Origin of the sequence: Bacteroides caccae (genome assembly GCF_002222615.2) — a bacterium.
GTDB lineage: Bacteria > Bacteroidota > Bacteroidia > Bacteroidales > Bacteroidaceae > Bacteroides > Bacteroides caccae.
In genome coordinates, this window is the sequence record NZ_CP022412.2 from 216785 (window position 1) to 235074 (window position 18290).

The following is an 18290-nucleotide window of genomic DNA, read 5'->3' on the forward strand; positions in this document are numbered from 1 at the left end:
ACTTTTATTGCATCCTATTCTGTAAAACAGGTAGGTACAGGGGAAAAAGTACTGTATATTAATATATTAATAAAGAACACTTTTTCTCCTTACTTGGGAATTATGATATTCCCATTATCGTCTATCTCTGCTATTTTATTTACTTTCTTCGTGGATAGTTTTTTCTGCTTGGAAAAATCATTTTCTAATAGAATATTTTCAGTATGTAAAGTTAAGGGAGTAGTGATTGATACTAAATCAGCACCAACAAGTTTTATTATATACTTGTCATAAGTCTTTTTATCTATTCCGATTGCTTTGATTATATTTTTCTTAATCAGCTCTATATTGCCATATTGGGATAATAGAAGTAATTGGATAAAGAAGCCCTTTATCGCTGCATCCAGTTCGATTAATGCAAACTTATTGGAGATAGTGATACATTGTTCTTCCATTGCAGGAATATGATAAATATTCCGTCTAGTTGGATAATAAAAACCATTATCCACAAAATAAGGCTTTATATCCAAGTACTCCTCAAATTTCTTATTAAAACTGCTTACTGATTTACCTCCACTTGTTCTTTTCAATTCATCTAAAGTAATTCTCACATTATACCAATCATCTCTTGAAAGAGACAAACAGAAAAATCTATAAATATATGCAGGCTTAAATCTATTTAAAATGGAATAGTTTACAGTCGCCTGATTTTTACAATTAACAGGTAAAAGCATTTTTAACAATAATAATATGTTACTTAATTTTAGAAAGTCCACCTGTCACATGGACTTTCTATTAGAATATAATATGAATTAGGCTGCCTTTCCTATAATATCATGGTTCCTTAGATATTGGCTATGCAAAGCTGAATATATTTCGTTCAATTTATCAATGGATATATTAGATATAAATGTAACGGTATCTTTATCCAAAGTCTTAACTGTTTCTATGACTTCATTAATTCCAATTGCACTTTCTACGCCTTGTGGTTTATGCTTTGCTAACATAGTCATAGCATCAATCATATAACGTTCTTTGATAAACTTATCTTTGAAACCCACAATTTTCAAAGTGTCTATAATTCTATCACCAACTGATAAATCATATTCAAATTTAGTTTCAACCTCACCAAGCATTGCATTATTCCAAACTTTTAGACTTAAGGTCTTTCCTTGATTATAATATTTAGTAATTACACTAATATTAGCCTTCAGCTCTTTAGCTTTTTGGAATATCTTTTGATAAAATTCATGTTGAGTAGCCAATGCCGCATTACCTGCTTTTTCCATACCATTAAACCCTCTACTTAGCACATTATTTATCCCTCTATACTTTGCAAACTCTTGCAATGATACAAATTCCTTGATTCTAACATTTTCAACAATTAAAGCTGATTCATCTTTAACCACCCTATCAATATTGGCTTCATGATAAGTTTTCCATAGCCAATATCCATTTGCCGTATCAACAGGCACATAAACATTTGGAGTATTTTTAGGAATAACATTACCATTCAAGTCTTTCAACTCAATATCCGCTTCATAGAAAGTTTGAGCTGCCGTTACAAACAGAGCCGTTTTTTCAAATTTATCATCACCAATCAAATCTTTTCCCAATTCAACATTCACTTTAGTTACAGTCATATTATAATCGGACATTGCAATAATAATATCCTCTTTTCTTTTGCTAATAACCTCCTTTTCTTCTGTAGATTCTTCTACTTCCCAAAACTCAACTGGAATAGTAGGAGAATCAACATTACGCAATGCAACCACATAATCCTTTTCAGCCTTAGCAACATTAGTTTTAGCTGCTTTTACAATATTGGTATCTGCATCTTCATTATCAAATAGATATTGTCTTTTTTCCATTAGGATTTTGCGAGCGTTTTCCAATACTTCATTTTTTGAAAGAGTTCCTGTTTGAGTTTCCTGTTGCTTTTCCATATTATCACTATTTTTTAAAGATTCCACATTAACATTTCCATTCTCGTTTACTGTCATTGCATTAGTTGTTTCCATTGTCTCTTTCTTTTTTATTAATAACTAAGTTTTAAGTAATCATTAACTTGGCGCCTTACTGTTTTGATTACAACGCAAAGATATGGGTAATACAAAAAAAAGGAACAGATTCTAATCTGTTCCCCCAAGTAAGTCTAAAATGTTAAATACGATTAACTAATCTATTTTTATATCATGACCATAAAAATAGCTGCCCATCGTCTTAGTTTCATATCCTTCGTAATCTATAAGAAGTTTATTGTAATATTCCAACCTATTGCGATAATACATTTCATCATCTTTATTCAGAAGTATCGTATTATCATCAAAAGAATGTAGACGAAGAAAATCTAAAGTGTAAAGAAGAAGATACTTCTCATTGGTAGTAGCACCAACTGAATCATTGGGAATAATTAAACGAATTACCTTTAACAACTCCGTTACAAAAAAATAATTAAATGCTCTCTCGCTTTCTGCTTTGGGTGTATCTTTATTTATATGAAGATAATTATTATCATCAAATGGTCTATGTGTCATTTCTGCCAACATGAATACTCGCTCTATATCTCGTTTATTTGACATAGTAATAACATCTGATTTTACAACCTTTTTCGCCTTAATGGTGATATTTAATGTAGTATTTTCATTATCAATGCAATCCTTCAATAAAACACGTATTTCATTGCTCCTATCGATTGATTGGCTTTTTTCAAATATAGGGCATAACGCAACTAGAATATCTTTATCTGTAACAGAGAAGGGGCGCTGTTTCTTTTCTCCTTTTGTTCTTACTATCACTTCCAAATTATCTATATTTGCTTTAATGAAGTCCTGTACTCTTTTTGCTTCATCATTATTGGAAAGTTTCACCATATACTTCCCACTGTATTTTACAAGATGTAAAGTATAAATATAAATAATCAGTCCCCAAAAAGCTTCTTTATCAAGATTCAGTTTAGTTAAGTATTCCTGCAATTTCTCATGCTTATAAAAAGTTTCTTCCGTTACTTTAGGGGGAAGTTGTTGTAAGAAACCATTATATTTCCTACAAAATATATAATTCTCATTGGTTAGGTCAGCACAGTCACCATCGAATACCCAAAAATATCTATCTTGGTATATATTTATATATCTAAAAAGATTATCAGTTATTTTCATAACAATAATTTTAGGATAAACCCATTTTATCTTTTATATTCCTTATATCGGCGTCCATACCCTTATTTTTAATATCTTGTACTATACTTCCTAACTGGTTTAAAACTACTCTAGGTTCATGATTCTCCTGTTCTCCCAAGTACCTCATAAAACATTCAACTGTTTCAATACGATTATTCATATTTCTTTTTCCGTTTTCTGTACAATGAGGAAAAACTTGACACATATTGTTAAAAAACACTTCATCAAATATAGGTGTATCTTGTAAAACAAGCTCAAAATAATAAAAACGATTCATTACTTCGTTCAAATAATAATATCCTTTAGCTGAAATACATACATTGAAAACTTTTTCAGGCAAATTCACCCATTTTATATCTGTTAATATCTCATCTGTCTCTATCAACTCTAATTTGAGCAATAACTCTAGCTCTTTATATATTATATCTGTCTTATATCCATAATTAATAAAACAGTTAGCCAAATCACTCAGAGAGTCATATTTATTAACATTTCCACCCGATTTTAATTTATTAGATAAATATTTTAATATCCATATTTTCAAAAAATGATTAGAACTTTCATTACATGGATAAAATAAATTAGGAATGACACTTATTTCATGATTATAATACAGCTTATTATGAAGCCCAATTGATTTAACAAATTCATGAATAGGTATAGTTATTTTATGGTTATCCCTATTAAAACGGACCCTCATTATATACTCAGAGACATCTGTATAACCAGAAATTAAAAATAATTTAAATAGCCTCAACCCTTCCCGAGTATTGGGAAATGTTGAATAGTTTAGGAAATCAACAATCAATTCATTAGAATTGTCAAATAAAGAATTTTGAAGACTAAGAAAAAATTCTTTTATATTCTGAGTCTCCATTTCAATCTTATATCCTACTTGATTTACTCCTGTTACATTCCTTTCTATAACGGAAGAATCAAATTCGATTTTCTTCAAAGTGTAGCTTATTCTTTTTTGTAGCACTTCACTATACTTTGGAGCTGTCACGTGATATACATTGCTTTCAAAAGCATTAAATGGAGGTAAATTTCTCCATTTATAATAGTATCCTTCACGCAAAGAAACGAAAACCCCACAAAAAGCTCTTCTGTTCAATGAACTAGCAAAAAGAAAAGCACTTTCTTGAGTCTCCATATCAAATTGGTCAGCATTATCAATAATAACAATAAGTCTCATTTGTCTTTCTCTAACTAGATATTTAGACAGTTCCTCTAAATGAAGTTCTTTATGCTTAAATTTTTCCTCTATAAAAGAATTCAACTTATCAACATAAACAAGTTGATTTTTTTCTTTATAAACACTCCAAATTCCTCTATCATTTCTATTTATTTCATGTATATAAATACGCTTCAAGACTTTATATGTATCAAGTTCTAAAAAAGGATATTGTTCATATAATGAATTTAAAATATCCTCTGATATTTTTTCTGTATCAACATTTTTAGAATTTTTATAATACTTAATAAAGTCAACATACACATACGGATATCTATTAATAGTATCATTGGGTAGCTTATTTTTAAACAAAAAGTTTATAAAAGTAGTCTTACCTGCACCTTTTGAACCTACAATAATTACAGGTTTTGGAGGAGCCATTTTCAACGACACATTCGAAGATGTTATTTCCGCATTTATTTGTTGAGAAATACTATCATGATTTTGAGCACCTACAACTTCTGATAAAAAAGGAGGTGTATCACTAAATAATCCATTTAATTCTGCTCTATTTTTTATTGTTTCCTTATTTTCAACGAAACACTCTTTAATAAATTCAGCATCATCTTCTTTTATATCTGAAAATATTTCCCCAAAAATAGTCTCTATAATAGGAGTCAAATTAGTACTAATACTATTCCGTACAATTTCTTTCTCACGGTCTACTAATGTCTCAATAATTTTCTTAGAAAATTCTATTTCTTTATTCTGCAAAAATTTAAAACCACCATTTTCAATAATACCTTCTTTCGATAAATTGTTATAAAAAGTTATGAAATTTTCTTTTATCTCATCCAGTCCATTAAAAACTAAACATTTATTTTGTTTCCATAATGTTCCATTATGATTAATGAACTGCCCTATAATAAACTGTTTTCCATTCGTTATTATCCCATAATCAATACCTTCGTCAGATAAATAGTTTCTAATTTGCTGTATTACATCTCTATTTTCAGATAATAATGTATTAATAGAAACTATTTTCGTTTTAATAGGTAATACAAAATCTAAGAATTGTTTTTTGGCTTCAACTAACATATAAAAACCAGGAATAGAAAAACGATAATCATAATACCCACAGTCAACGTGTCCTTCCCGCTGTATATTACTTTCAGACCACCCTAAGATATCAATAAACAATTTATCTATAACTTTAGAACGGGTATCACTTTCAGAAAAATCACAAGTTTTATATTCTTCATAATTTTGGAGAAATAAGAGAAATTTTTCTCTTGCACTATCTATATTCATAAATTTACAATTTTAGTTTATAAAGCAGCTAAAGGTAAGAAAATTTTCTCATACCAGTATAAAGGTATTTCTTTATTATACAAAAAATCATAATAATTTTCTCATTGCTTCATCTATCTGCTCATTTTCAAAACTATCCAAATAATATTGCGTCGTTGACAAGTTTGTATGTCCTAATGCTTCACTAATAATCGAAATATTGACTCCAGAGCGTTTTAACACTGTAGCAAAAGAATGTCTTGCCACGTAGGTTGTTATAGGAATAGAAAGATTTAGAAATTGACCAATCTTTTTAAGATTCCTATTAACACCCTTAGTTACCTTTATTATTCTATCGTCTTGTTGTTGCTGTGTTTTATGAATTCTTCTATCAAGAATAGGAAAAATAAAATCTTTAGGACTACAACCTTCTTTAGCATATTTCAGAATAATTTCTCGTAGTTGTCCTTGTAGGGCAAAATTAATAGGTTGCCCCGTTTTATGACGGTTAAAACGTAAACGATTCTCTGTTATGTTTTCGTATCTCAAATATGCAATATCAATCAAATTAATACCACACCCCAAATAACTAAACAAAAATAAATCTTTACTCAAATAAAGTAATGGACTATGATATTTGGTGATTAACCGTAAATCCACATTCATTATCCTTTTTATATCTTCTTTCTTTATTGCTCGTTTAGAAGTTTTTTTGCAAAATCGTGCAACCTTAAAACGTTTAAAAGGATAATTCTTCTCATGCACAAGATTATCCTCTATTGCCTTATTATACAAAGCCCGTAATTCTCGAAATCGAATACCTATGGTATTACTGGAATTCTCACGACTTTTCAAAAAAGTCTCATACCTTCTTAACCAAGCCACATCAATACTCGCAAAAGATATATTCAAATTACCACAAAAAGCGAAAAGAGAGTTATATGTACTGCGATATACTTTAGCATTTCCAATTCTCTTTTCAACTTTCATTATTTCAATTTGTTTTAAAAGATACTCTCCAACCGTTTGAGGAACTACGGTATTCTCCATTTTATCAACTAATGACTGTGGAGTAAAGTTTTTATCTTCACTTTTAAAATCAATAACTTGCTCCAAATACTGTTGCTTTTTTGATTCTATCATTTTTATCAAAGCCTCTCTATTGGGACAACTCTTTTTAGGTTCGTTCTTCTCAAAATTCCAAAACTGGGCTCTAATAGATAATCCTAAACTCTTAGTTGCTCTCTTTTTACCCTCACTCACCTTTACAAATAAAGGGTGTTCACCATTTGATAAAGTTTTTGATTTAAAACATACCACACTAATATTTACGCTCATAATCAGAAAGTTATGAACAGTATTTCAGGTGACGCTATAGGTGACGCTATTTTATCATTTTCCCCACAATAAATCTCTTTTACATCAAATCGCAATATTTTACAAACATATATATATCGCTGATCATCAACAAAAGGGATAGCTCTGTCGGTAGCTTTCAAAGGCGTCAGCCTTTGGAAGACGCAGATTCATAATCATGAGGTCCCCGGTTCAATCCCGGGTCCCGCTACTTGATAAGAATAAGGCATTTGGGAGGCTTCCACTTCTGGGTGCCTTTTTCTTTTTCAGCTCCGGTTTGCGCTAGCGTCAAATACAATGTAACATGGTTCTATAAATTTTATCGGGCCAGTTTAAGTAGGAAAATATATAAAGTACTATTTATATCGCTTCTTTACATACAAAGTAATACGTTTATATGCCAAAGCGATGTGTTCATTCACCGTACTTTCACTTATGGATAATAATTCTGCTATCTCTCTGTTTTTTAACTTATCCGACAGTACTAGCCTAAATACTTCTTTACATTTAGGAGGTAATGAATTTATAGCTTCCTGAATAAGCAACTCATATTCATTATCTTCCATAAGACTTTCAGGATCATTACTTTCAGGTATTAACTCCACTTCATATAAAGAAACATACGTTTTATCAGGAGAGTAATTTCGGCGAAGATAATGAAGTGCCTGATTTTTGGTAGATGTATATAAGTATTGCTCAATAGTTTTGATATGCCCTAAAGATTCCCTTTTCTTCCAAACAGTCGTAAATACATCCAGCACAGCCTCCTCAGCCGGTTCCTTTGCTTGTAAATAGTAATAAGCCACATGATACAATCTTTGCGAATATTGTTCAAACAATTGCCGCAAAGCATTTTCATCACCGGTGATGATCTTATTTAGTAAACCTTCCGGATTCATTTCATTTTACATATTTTAGATAGACTTTAGGGTTTAAATATACATTGCTCCCGTATACGCTTGGCAAATGTAGGAATATATAAAAAATAATCAAGTATAAACCCGTAGTTTTTATTTGTTGCTGTCATCTATATATAAAAACAGCACAATGAAAGAAGATTATAACATAAAAGACCCTAAGGTTGATGATTTAATTAATCGTCTTCGCTTCAAACTACCGGAGTATGACACTATTTCGAACTACAAACGACTACAAGAACGGATTAACACTCCGGTAATATCGTTAAGTAAGAATATCTCTCCGGCATGGAAGTGGTTTTCCATTGCTGCCTCTTTTGCTCTTTTGGTTGTTTCAGCCTTTCACTTTATTGACTTAAGCCGTCCGGAATTAGTATGGTATGAAGTCGCAGCAGTTCCGGATGCAAAAACAAAGATTGTACTTCCGGATAGCAGTACTGTATGGCTTAATGCCAATGCCCGCCTTGTTTACCCCCGTTCTTTTGAGGATGTAAACAGGAAAGTCAGTATTTCGGGAGAAGCTTTTTTCCAAGTTCGCAAAGACAAGAATCATCCCTTCATTGTAGATATTGGGAAATTGCAGGTCGAAGTATTGGGAACCTCTTTTAATGTAATGACAGATACATACAATGATGAAATAAGAATATCCTTACTTGAAGGAAAAGTGGCTTTATATGAAAAAGGGCAATCTTCTAAATCTGCCAAAATTCTTATGCCCAACCAAGAAGCTAAATATTCACCGTCAAATGGTGAAATTATGATTTCTCCTATCCGCATGGACAATGTCATGTCATGGATTACAGGGAAATTTAGCTTTGAGGATAACACTTTGGCTGAAATCGGAGAAGAATTAGAACGAGCATTTCACGTTAAGATACATATTGAAAACGAGGCTATACGCAAAAAGACTTTTAATGCAACGTTTGAAGATAAAGAAACTCTGGACGAAATACTCTCTATTCTCCAGATTTCAGCAAAATATAAAATGGAGAAAAAACGCGGAGAAATCTATATTTATTAATTGTAAAACCCTATAAAATAATACTATGAACAGCTCTTGAACCCTAAAAAACATTTGGGAATGCGCCAACATCCCCAAACGTAATCGCTAACCGGCAGCCCACTACAACTGCCAAGTATCAAATATTTAATATACAAAAATATGAATAATAAATTATTTATTAGCCATAAAAACACCCATTTAAGATTCTATAACTTTATTCTTTCTACCAAGAAAAGTTATTCCGTATTCTTAATAAGTTGCATCTGCTTTTTCTTTTCAACTAATCCGCTGATAGCACAATCTGTCTCGTTGAATTTCAACAACGCGTCATACGAACAGATCTTTAATACGATTGAGCAAAAAACCGGATATAAATTTGTTTATAACACACAAGAAATCAACAAACACAGTTTACGCTCTATCACTATAAAAGACAAAAACATCGAAACTGTATTAAATGAACTCTTTAAAAATACAGATATATCTTATCGTATATCCAATAAACATATCGCTCTGTTCAAACAAGTAACCAGAAAAATAACGGGGACGGTAACTGATCAGACTGGCGAACCTATTATCGGAGCAAATGTTCTTGTGAAAGGAGCCAAAACCGGAGTCATCACAGATTTCGAGGGTAAATTTACGTTGTCGGTAACCGACAATAGCATACTAATCATATCATACTTGGGGTATGTTACTCAAAACGTCTCAGTAAAAGGTCAGACACATTTTAAAATCACATTGAAAGAAGACACACAAAGTCTGGATGAGGTAGTTGTGGTAGGTTATGGCGTTCAAAAGAAACGCGACCTTACCGGAGCCATATCCTCAGTGAAAATGTCTGACACTCCTATAGGTACATTCTCCACAACTGCTCATGCATTAGCAGGTAAAGCAGCCGGTTTACAGGTAACTCAAAGCAGTGCCCAAGTGGGTGGTGGAGCCAAGTTCCGCATTCGTGGTGAAACTTCAATCAATGCCGGAAACGATCCCCTGTTCATCATTGACGGTTTTCCGGTTTCTGCCTCTTCAACACTCGACTCGGAGAAGAATTTTTATAAAACAGGTACAATTGACAACATATTATCGTCTATCAACCCCAATGACATAGAATCGATTGAAGTATTGAAAGACGCCAGTGCAACAGCTATCTACGGCTCACGTGCAGGACATGGCGTTATTATCATTACTACTAAAAGAGGTAAAACCGGAAAAGCCAAAGTAACCTATTCCGGCAATCTCTCTGTGCAAACCATTAAGAACAACTATAAAATGTTGAATGGGAAACAATACAGAATACATAGAAATATGTACCTTTATGAAAAATGGTTGAAAGAGACCGGACAAGGCATATATGCCGATTATATAACCGACACTTCTTCGAAAACTTATACTCCCAGATATACAGATGAAGAAATTGCAACCGCCCAAACCACAGACTGGCTGGACGAGGTAACCCGTACCGGAATGCAGCAATCTCACAATGTTTCATTGACAGGCGGTTCTGAGAAAACACAATATGCAGCCTCTCTAAACTATTTTACACAAAAAGGGGTGGTAAAAAACAATGCAATGGACCGGTTCACAATGAAAGTCAATCTGGATCAGGAACTATCAAAATATATCAAAACAGGTTTCTCCCTTCATTTAAGTCGCAACCAATATGACAACTCATCATTGGGAGACAATGATTTTGAAAACGCAGGTATTATTTCGTCAGCTTTGCGCTTCGACCCCAGTGTCCCCGTCCGTGATGAAAATGGCGATTATTCAATCTTCCCGGATATGGCACAATACCCCAATCCGATATCGCTGCTCGAAGTTACTGATAAAACAACAAGCGACAGAGTTCTGGTTAATGGCTATTTACAAGCAGAGCCAATAAAAGGGTTGACTTTAAAAGCTAACCTGGGAGTTGACCGCAGATATGATAAAAACAAAAGCTATGTGCCTAACACTACCGTAGCCGGAGCTGCAAAAGGGGGGATAGCCAACATCCTTCAACGTGATAATATAGATTATCTCATGGAACTGACGGCAAACTATACTAAAGATTTCGGGAATCATAGCCTGACAGCGCTAGTCGGTTATTCTTATCAACAGTTTAATCAAGAAAGCGTATATGCCGGCAACGAAGACTTCTCTACAGATGGATTTCTTTACAACAATCTGCAGGCCGGAGCCGGAACTAAGCCTTATGTAAACTCCTCAGCCAGGAAAAGTGCTTTAGGCTCATACTTTGCCAGAGCAAACTATTCTTATTTAGGAAAGTATCTGCTGACAGTTACCGTTCGTGCCGATGGTGAATCAAACTTCCACCCGGACTACCGTTGGGGATATTTCCCTTCAGTGTCTGCCGGCTGGAGGTTCAGTGATGAAGAATTCATGAAACCTTTGTCAAGCATTCTTTCTAATGGTAAATTGAGAGCCAGTTACGGACAAACCGGTAATTCAAACATAGGGAACTATATGACCGACTCTTACGGAGTAGTTTCCGGCTGGGTATTCGGCAATGACGGTTATATGGGTACTGCAATAACCAAAAGAGGAAACAAAAAGTTAACTTGGGAAACTACAAGTGAATTCAACATCGGTCTGGATCTGGGTTTCTTTGATAACCGGATTTCACTATCCATGGAATATTACAACCGAATTATTTCTGATTTGTTGGTAAGTAATAAAAGTCTGCCCGCCTATAATGAAATTAATACCATAGCAGCCAACATCGGTAAAACCCAGGGACGCGGGTTTGAGCTAACACTGAGTACCGTAAATATCATGAATAAAGACTGGACATGGAGTACTGATTTTACGTTCTATACTTTTAAAGACAACTGGTATGAACGAGATCCTAATTGGAAGCCAGCCGCATACGAATCAAAAAAAGATCCGATCCGTTCTTACTACTCATATGTATCTGATGGCTTGTTACAAGTAGGTGAAAAAGCACCGGCATGGCAACCCACTTTAGTACCAGGCCAAATTAAACTGAAGAATCTATACGATACGGGAACTTCACCTAATGTATTAGATCAATATGATAAAGTCAATCTTGGATCGCAAGATCCTAAATGCACTTTAGGTCTTAACAATACGCTTAGATACAAAAACCTCGACTTTAATATTTACTTCTATGGCGAAATTGGCCGCTTACGCGGAGCCAGCTATTATGATGCCTGGATAGTAGGTCTTGGAAACAGTCTGACAAATGTATCACAACAATCATTGCACTCATACACCAATGCAAATCAAAATACAACGGTTCCGAACCTCATTGAGAGTGCATACGATTTCGGAGACTATTATCACAAAAAGATTAATTACCTGAGATGTAGAAACATCACCCTCGGATATACGATTCCTGTTTCCAAATCAATAGCTAACAGCGTACGTATCTCTGCAAACGTCAGCAATCCGTTTGTATTTACAAACTGGAACGGCGTTGATCCCGAAACTGACACAGGAAATTTCTCTTATCCAAACGTAACTTCTTTTAGTTTCGGTATAGATATTTCATTCTAATAACTGAAAAAACATGAAAATGAAAAAATTAAATATATATATCATTGGACTTTTGACTCTCATGTTGTGTGGGATACAAAGTTGTGCGTTAGAATCAGAGGTATTCGATGAGATCACCCCCTCGATATACCCCCAAACAGAACGTGATGTCCGCGACCTGGTTACGGGAAATGCTTATTCTCCATTCCAGAATTACGATTACGGAGGTTTGTATAATGTAGCTAATGGAGTTATGCTTATTTCGGACATGGCTACCGAATATGGTTTCTGCTCATGGGGCGGATGGATTTGGGAACCTCTGGAATTTGCTCGTTGGACCCCCAGTGACGAAGATCGCATTGCTTATCCTTGGACAAACTACCTGAAAGGGATAAGTAAAATGACACTTACCATCGACCGAATAACAAACGTAAACATGAATAAAGACCTTTTGAACCAATATATAGCAGAGTTACGTTGTGCCCGCGGTTTTCTGGCCTTTTTATTATACGACCTGTACGGTCCTATTATTGTAGCCGATCTAGAGACGCTCAAGAATGCAGAAGATGAAATAATCCTTCCACGTTTAAGTGAAGAGGAAACACACAATTTCATCGTCACCGAGCTGACCGAAGCTGCAAAAGTTTTACCATATAGTTACGATAAAAGTAGTTCGGATTACGGAAGATTTACAAAAGGGTTATGCCACATGGTATTACTTAAATTCTATATGCAAACGAAACAGTGGGATAAAGCTATCACCGAAGCTCGTGAATTGCAGAAGCCCGAATATAAATACGCATTGGTGACAGACAAAGGGGCCGAGAGGTCAGCTTATGCCAATATCTTTACATACGCCAATGAAAAGAACTCGGAAACAATCTGGTCTGTAAACTGTCTTACAGGTTATCAGGTTCATTTATGGTATCCCCATGTTATGCCAAGTAACCTCAAGGCATCCGATGCCGGAAGATTTGATGGTGGCTGGGGAGGTTATAAAATGACATGGAAATTCTTTAAAACATACGAAGATGGAGATGAGCGTAAACAAACTATCATCTCCGAGTATGATACATGGGAAGGTACTACCCTTAACGAAACCAACAAGGGAGTGGGAAGTAACTCCTTACAGGACGGTGTCATTCCATTAAAATATAAAATAGAAAGTAATAATGCAGGAAATCAGTGTCAGACAGATTGGATTGTATACCGCTATGCCGATGTGTTGACTCTATTGGCAGAAGCCATTGTCAGAGAAGGAAATACAGTTACAACAGAAGCCATTAATTTACTGAATCAAGTCAGAACACGTGCCGGTTTAACTGCATATACAGCTTCTTCTTTCAGCAGTGCTCGTGATTTCCTTGATAAATTATTGATAGAACGTGCACACGAGTTTTATTTCGAAGGGTGCCGCCGTCAGGATCTTATCCGCGATGGTTCTTATGTAGCAACCATGAAACAAAAATGTACCGATTACGGACAAGTGTCTATTATAAACGAAAACTATCATCGTTTCCCAATACCGGAATCAGCTATTATTGCGGGACAAGGGATTATTAAACAGAATCCGGGATATTAGTCATCACATATTTTTAAATTAAAAGAGGAGGTAGTACATCAACACTACTTCAAAGTGGATATTTTGATGTACACTCCTCAGCTAATCATCTACCATGAAATATATTGTTCTTTTTCAGCATCTCCAGTTGAAGAACATAGGGCTAGTCTTACTATGCTCCTTTATGTTTTCCAACCTGCTATACTCCCAATCGACGAGAGAAGTCATCAACTTCGATCACGGCTGGCTATTCAACAGATACGGTCTACAGCCTGATGGTAAACGAATAGATGAGCCTTTTGGGAATGGCAGTCCGGATTCTCCATCTCCTAAAGAGTTAGCCTTTAATGACAAAGACTGGAGGAAATTGGATGTCCCTCACGACTGGGGCATTGAAGGACCTTTCAGGGAAAATCTGGATGGCTATACAGGTAAGCTACCTTGGCGGGGAATCGGCTGGTATCGTAAACGCTTCAACATCAAAAATATAGATAAAGATAAAATGTTTTTTCTTGATTTTGATGGCGTGATGGCCAATGCGGAGGTATATCTTAACGGAAAGAAGATAGGAGAACGTCCCTATGGCTACATTTCCTTCAGGGTAAATCTTACGCCCTATATTCGCTTTGATTCGGAAAATATCATTGCAGTCAGAGTGGATACGGAGAAACTGGGTTCTCGTTGGTATCCCGGAGCAGGTATTTACCGGCATGTCAGATTGGTCAAAACCAACAAGCTTCATATTCCCCAATGGGGTGTATTTATTTCTACGCCCGAAATCAATAGCCAATATGCCACCGCATCCGTGATGGTTCAGTTGGCTAATGGAAAGAAAAAAACGGCTAGAAGCAGTTACACAATTGAAATATTCAAATTAGATAAAGCAAACATTCCCCGAGAAAGAGTTGCAGTGGGAGCTAAAGAGAATATCAAAATTGCAGCAAACGCCATCGACAGTAGCTTAGTATCTCTGAAAGTGGAGAAACCACAATTATGGGATTTGGAAAATACGAACCTCTATCTAGCCAAGGTATCAGTATACGATAGAAAGACGTTGACAGATGTATACGATGTGCCGTTCGGTTTCCGGACTTTGAAATTCACACATAACAATGGATTCCTGTTAAATGGGAAAAGAGTTCAATTGAAGGGAGTATGTATGCATCATGATTTAGGTGCATTAGGTACAGCAATCAACAAGAGTGCCATAGAACGCCAAATCAACATATTGAAGAGTTTTGGCGCTAATGCTATACGTACCTCTCACAACCCACCCGCACCCGAGTTGTTAGAACTTGCTGACAAAATGGGAATACTTATTCTCGATGAAGTATTTGACTGTTGGGCTAGTGGCAAAAACGAAAATGACTACGCTGTTCATTATTCCGAATGGCATAAAAAGGACATTGAAGCACTTGTTTGCAGAGACAGAAATCATCCTTCCGTCATTATGTGGAGTTTGGGAAATGAAGTAGAAGAACAGTATCATCCCGAAAAAGGAGTAGCAGCATATCTCAGGGATATTGTGCGGCTTTACGACTCAACCCGCCCCGTCACTTTCGGTGCCTCATATCCCAGTAAAAGTGCTATCAATGGTACAGAACTCCAAGTAGATGTCCATGGCATGAACTATCCTTCGGGGGGGTATGGCGGTCCTGATTTTTATGAAACATTTCTCAACTATCCGGGGCATGAACACTTATCAGGCTTTGCCAGTGAATCCAGTTCAACAATAAGTTCACGCGGAGTTTATTTTCCAAAAGGTTATCAAGTTACTTCATATGACTTGAAAGCCCCCGGTTGGGCATCTCTTGCCGATGCCGAATTTGCTGCATTAGACAAATATCCGGCTATTTGTGGTGAATTTGTCTGGACGGGATTTGACTATCTAGGCGAACCGACTCCTTTCAATAGCGATATGAGCGTCTTACTCAACCATGCCGCGCTCAGTGAAGAAGAACTGGCTAAAGCAAAAGAGGAACTAAAGAGAATAGAAAAAGAGCGTCCTTCCTCTCGTAGCAGCTATTTTGGCATTGTCGATCTAGCAGGTTTTCCAAAAGATCGTTATTACTTGTATAAAGCACATTGGATGCCCGACGAGCCTATGGCACATATTCTCCCCCATTGGAATTTTCCGGATAGGATAGGTAAAATAACTCCTGTGTTTGTGTATTCTTCGGGCGATGAAGTTGAACTCTTTCTGAATGGTGAATCTTTGGGCAGGAAAAAGAAAGAACAGTATCAATATAGATTCAAATGGGAGAATGTTATATACACTCCCGGAGAATTAAAGGCCATTGCCTACAAAAATGGCAAACTCTGGGCAACAGAAAGCGTAAGAACCACAGGAGAACCGGCTTTGTTACAAGTCTCCGCCTATAAAGACAAGATAAAAGTAGCTGACAATGAACTGGCTTTTATCACAGTCTCCATCCGTGACAAAACAGGAAGTGTTGTACCAACGGCCAATCATAAGATTAAATGCAAATTAGAAGGTGAAGGTAAGATTGTAGCAACGGATAATGGTGATCCAACTTCACTCATCTCTTTTTCAGCGACAGAGCGCGAAACTTTTAACGGATTCATGTTAGTTGTTATAAAGGCTCATCAAGGAGCAAAAGGAAAACTACGTCTAATTGTGGAATCCGAGAATTTGAAAAGTGCCTCTGTGGATATCAACCTATTATAAATCATTCTTATTTGAACATCATGACAACAAAATTATTAAATATAAAAACAAGACTTTTCAGATCATTGACCAATTTGGGTATGATGATTATTTTATTTTCTTGCAGTTCGTCATCTATCGGAGAAGAACCGATAAACCCTCCTGTTCCTCCTGCTTCATCCGTAGAAAAGAGTGAGTATTATGTTTCCACAACCGGTAATGATGAGAATCCCGGAACACTTACATCACCCTGGCGTACCATTCAAAAAGCTGTCACCACAGTTACCCCGGGATGTGTAGTAAATATTATGGGGGGAACATACTATGAAGAAATAAAAGTAACTGTATCCGGAACTGCTGACAAATACATCGTAATCAAAAATTATAATGACGAGGAAGTTATTATAAGCGGCAACAATAAACCCAGAGAACTAATGAATCTCAATGGCGTGAGTTATATAAAGGTAAAAGGGTTAACCTTCGCCGATTGCTTGGGATCATATTCTGTGGGAATAAAAATATCCACTACATCCGACGAGGCTTCTCATCATATTGAGATAGAATCGAATACAATCAGAAACTTATATGCAAATGCCACCGCAACAGTTTATCCGCCAAATGTATATGCCGGAGGAATAACAGTAGCCGGCTATCTGGACTCAAAAGCCATTCACGACATTATAATAAGAGAAAACACAGTAAAAGACTGTCGGACAGGTTGGACAGAAGCCATTTCAGTAACAGGAAACGTAGATGGTTTTCTGATTACTAAGAACGTAGTGACTAATACAGGAAACATCGGTATAGATGCGTCAGGGCATTGGGGTATTTCGAAAAATCCTGCCACAGATTTCGCCAGAAACGGAGTCATCTCTGAGAATCATGTTTCATACTGCAAAAGTCCTGTTGAGGGAGGCGCAGGTATTTATTTGGATGGAAGTTCAAATATCCTTGTTGAGAAAAACATTTCGCACAACAATGTTTATGGTATTACCGTAGGGTGTGAAAGGGCAAACAATTTTGTAACTAATAATATAATCAGAAATAACATCTGTTATCACAATGAAGGGTTTGGAATCGGACTAATGGGCTGGTCCCCTGAAGGCAGAATCATAAAAAACTGCCAAGTTGTTAATAACACAGCCTTTGAAAATGCGAAAGACAGATTGGGAGAAATAGCCATATACAGCACGGAAAATACTACGATTAAAAACAATATATTTTATTCAACTCACGCAAACTCAAATCTATTATATGTAGATGATAGTCACCTCAATCTCGATATGAATTTTAATCATTATTATTCCAGTTCTCCCGATGTTAAGTTTTACTGGAAGGGTAGCATATTTTCAACTTTCGAACAATATAAACAGAACACAGGCTGTGATTTAGCTTCGGCTTTCAGTAATCCTTTATTCATTGATACAGAAGTATTCGATTTTCAGTTACAATCCACATCTCCGTGTATAGATACAGGTGATCCCGCCTATACACCCGCAGAGAATGAACTGGACTTTAATCATAACCCTAGGAAAGTTGGAGCTTGTATTGATAAAGGCGCTTATGAAAAGCAATAATAAAAAAGCGGTTTACTAATATCAAACCTCATACAACAAATCCTCCCCGAAAGTTTTCAATACCAACCTTCGAGGAGGATTTTAT

At 35.6% G+C, this 18290-nt stretch carries 11 protein-coding genes and 1 tRNA gene; 6 read left to right on the forward strand and 6 right to left on the reverse strand.

The genetic code is table 11. The features are described from left to right. Positions 1 to 89 precede the first annotated feature (89 nt). The 5 genes from CGC64_RS00950 to CGC64_RS00970 all read right to left on the reverse strand — a co-directional run bounded on the left by CGC64_RS00950 (position 90) and on the right by CGC64_RS00970 (position 6960). Positions 90 to 713: a hypothetical protein gene (locus CGC64_RS00950; RefSeq protein ID WP_005678228.1), complete on the reverse strand. Its 624-nt coding sequence runs from the start codon at positions 711 to 713 to the stop codon at positions 90 to 92. A 78-nt stretch (positions 714 to 791) separates the two neighbouring features. After that, the gene (locus tag CGC64_RS00955; RefSeq protein WP_005678227.1) at positions 792 to 2000 is read right to left on the reverse strand and encodes a hypothetical protein; all 1209 of its coding nucleotides are present in this window, start codon (positions 1998 to 2000) and stop codon (positions 792 to 794) included. Positions 2001 to 2156: 156 nt separating this feature from the next. Then, complete coding sequence (locus tag CGC64_RS00960) at positions 2157 to 3137, reverse strand: hypothetical protein (RefSeq protein WP_005678226.1); 981 nt, start codon at positions 3135 to 3137, stop codon at positions 2157 to 2159. A gap of 10 nt (positions 3138 to 3147) precedes the next feature. Further along, entirely contained in the window at positions 3148 to 5643 is a 2496-nt protein-coding gene (locus CGC64_RS00965; protein WP_005678225.1) for a P-loop NTPase fold protein, read from the reverse strand. Between the two features lie 87 nt (positions 5644 to 5730). Beyond that, positions 5731 to 6960: a site-specific integrase gene (locus CGC64_RS00970; protein WP_005678223.1), complete on the reverse strand. Its 1230-nt coding sequence runs from the start codon at positions 6958 to 6960 to the stop codon at positions 5731 to 5733. 132 nt (positions 6961 to 7092) lie between these two features. Between CGC64_RS00970 and CGC64_RS18740 the strand changes: the two genes are divergently transcribed. Continuing rightward, positions 7093 to 7189, forward strand: a tRNA-Met gene (locus CGC64_RS18740). Between the two features lie 145 nt (positions 7190 to 7334). Here CGC64_RS18740 and CGC64_RS00975 read toward each other — a convergent pair. Further along, positions 7335 to 7877: an RNA polymerase sigma-70 factor gene (locus CGC64_RS00975; RefSeq protein ID WP_005678221.1), complete on the reverse strand. Its 543-nt coding sequence runs from the start codon at positions 7875 to 7877 to the stop codon at positions 7335 to 7337. A gap of 148 nt (positions 7878 to 8025) precedes the next feature. On the opposite strand from CGC64_RS00975, the gene CGC64_RS00980 reads away from it, so the two are divergent. The 5 genes from CGC64_RS00980 (at position 8026) to CGC64_RS01000 (ending at position 18205) form a co-directional block, all read left to right on the forward strand. Then, positions 8026 to 8916 carry a FecR family protein gene (locus CGC64_RS00980; RefSeq protein WP_005678220.1) on the forward strand — a complete coding sequence of 297 codons (891 nt, stop codon included), beginning with the start codon at positions 8026 to 8028 and terminating at the stop codon, positions 8914 to 8916. A 141-nt stretch (positions 8917 to 9057) separates the two neighbouring features. Beyond that, entirely contained in the window at positions 9058 to 12420 is a 3363-nt protein-coding gene (locus tag CGC64_RS00985; protein ID WP_005678219.1) for a SusC/RagA family TonB-linked outer membrane protein, read from the forward strand. A gap of 19 nt (positions 12421 to 12439) precedes the next feature. Further along, a complete protein-coding gene (locus CGC64_RS00990) occupies positions 12440 to 13981 on the forward strand; it encodes a RagB/SusD family nutrient uptake outer membrane protein (RefSeq protein ID WP_032838578.1) in 1542 nt (513 codons plus the stop codon). A 94-nt stretch (positions 13982 to 14075) separates the two neighbouring features. Next, complete coding sequence (gene galB / locus CGC64_RS00995) at positions 14076 to 16649, forward strand: beta-galactosidase GalB (RefSeq protein ID WP_005678217.1); 2574 nt, start codon at positions 14076 to 14078, stop codon at positions 16647 to 16649. 80 nt (positions 16650 to 16729) lie between these two features. After that, positions 16730 to 18205, forward strand: a complete 1476-nt coding sequence (locus tag CGC64_RS01000) for a right-handed parallel beta-helix repeat-containing protein (protein ID WP_005678216.1) — start codon at positions 16730 to 16732, stop codon at positions 18203 to 18205. The last annotated feature ends 85 nt before the right edge of the window (positions 18206 to 18290 follow it).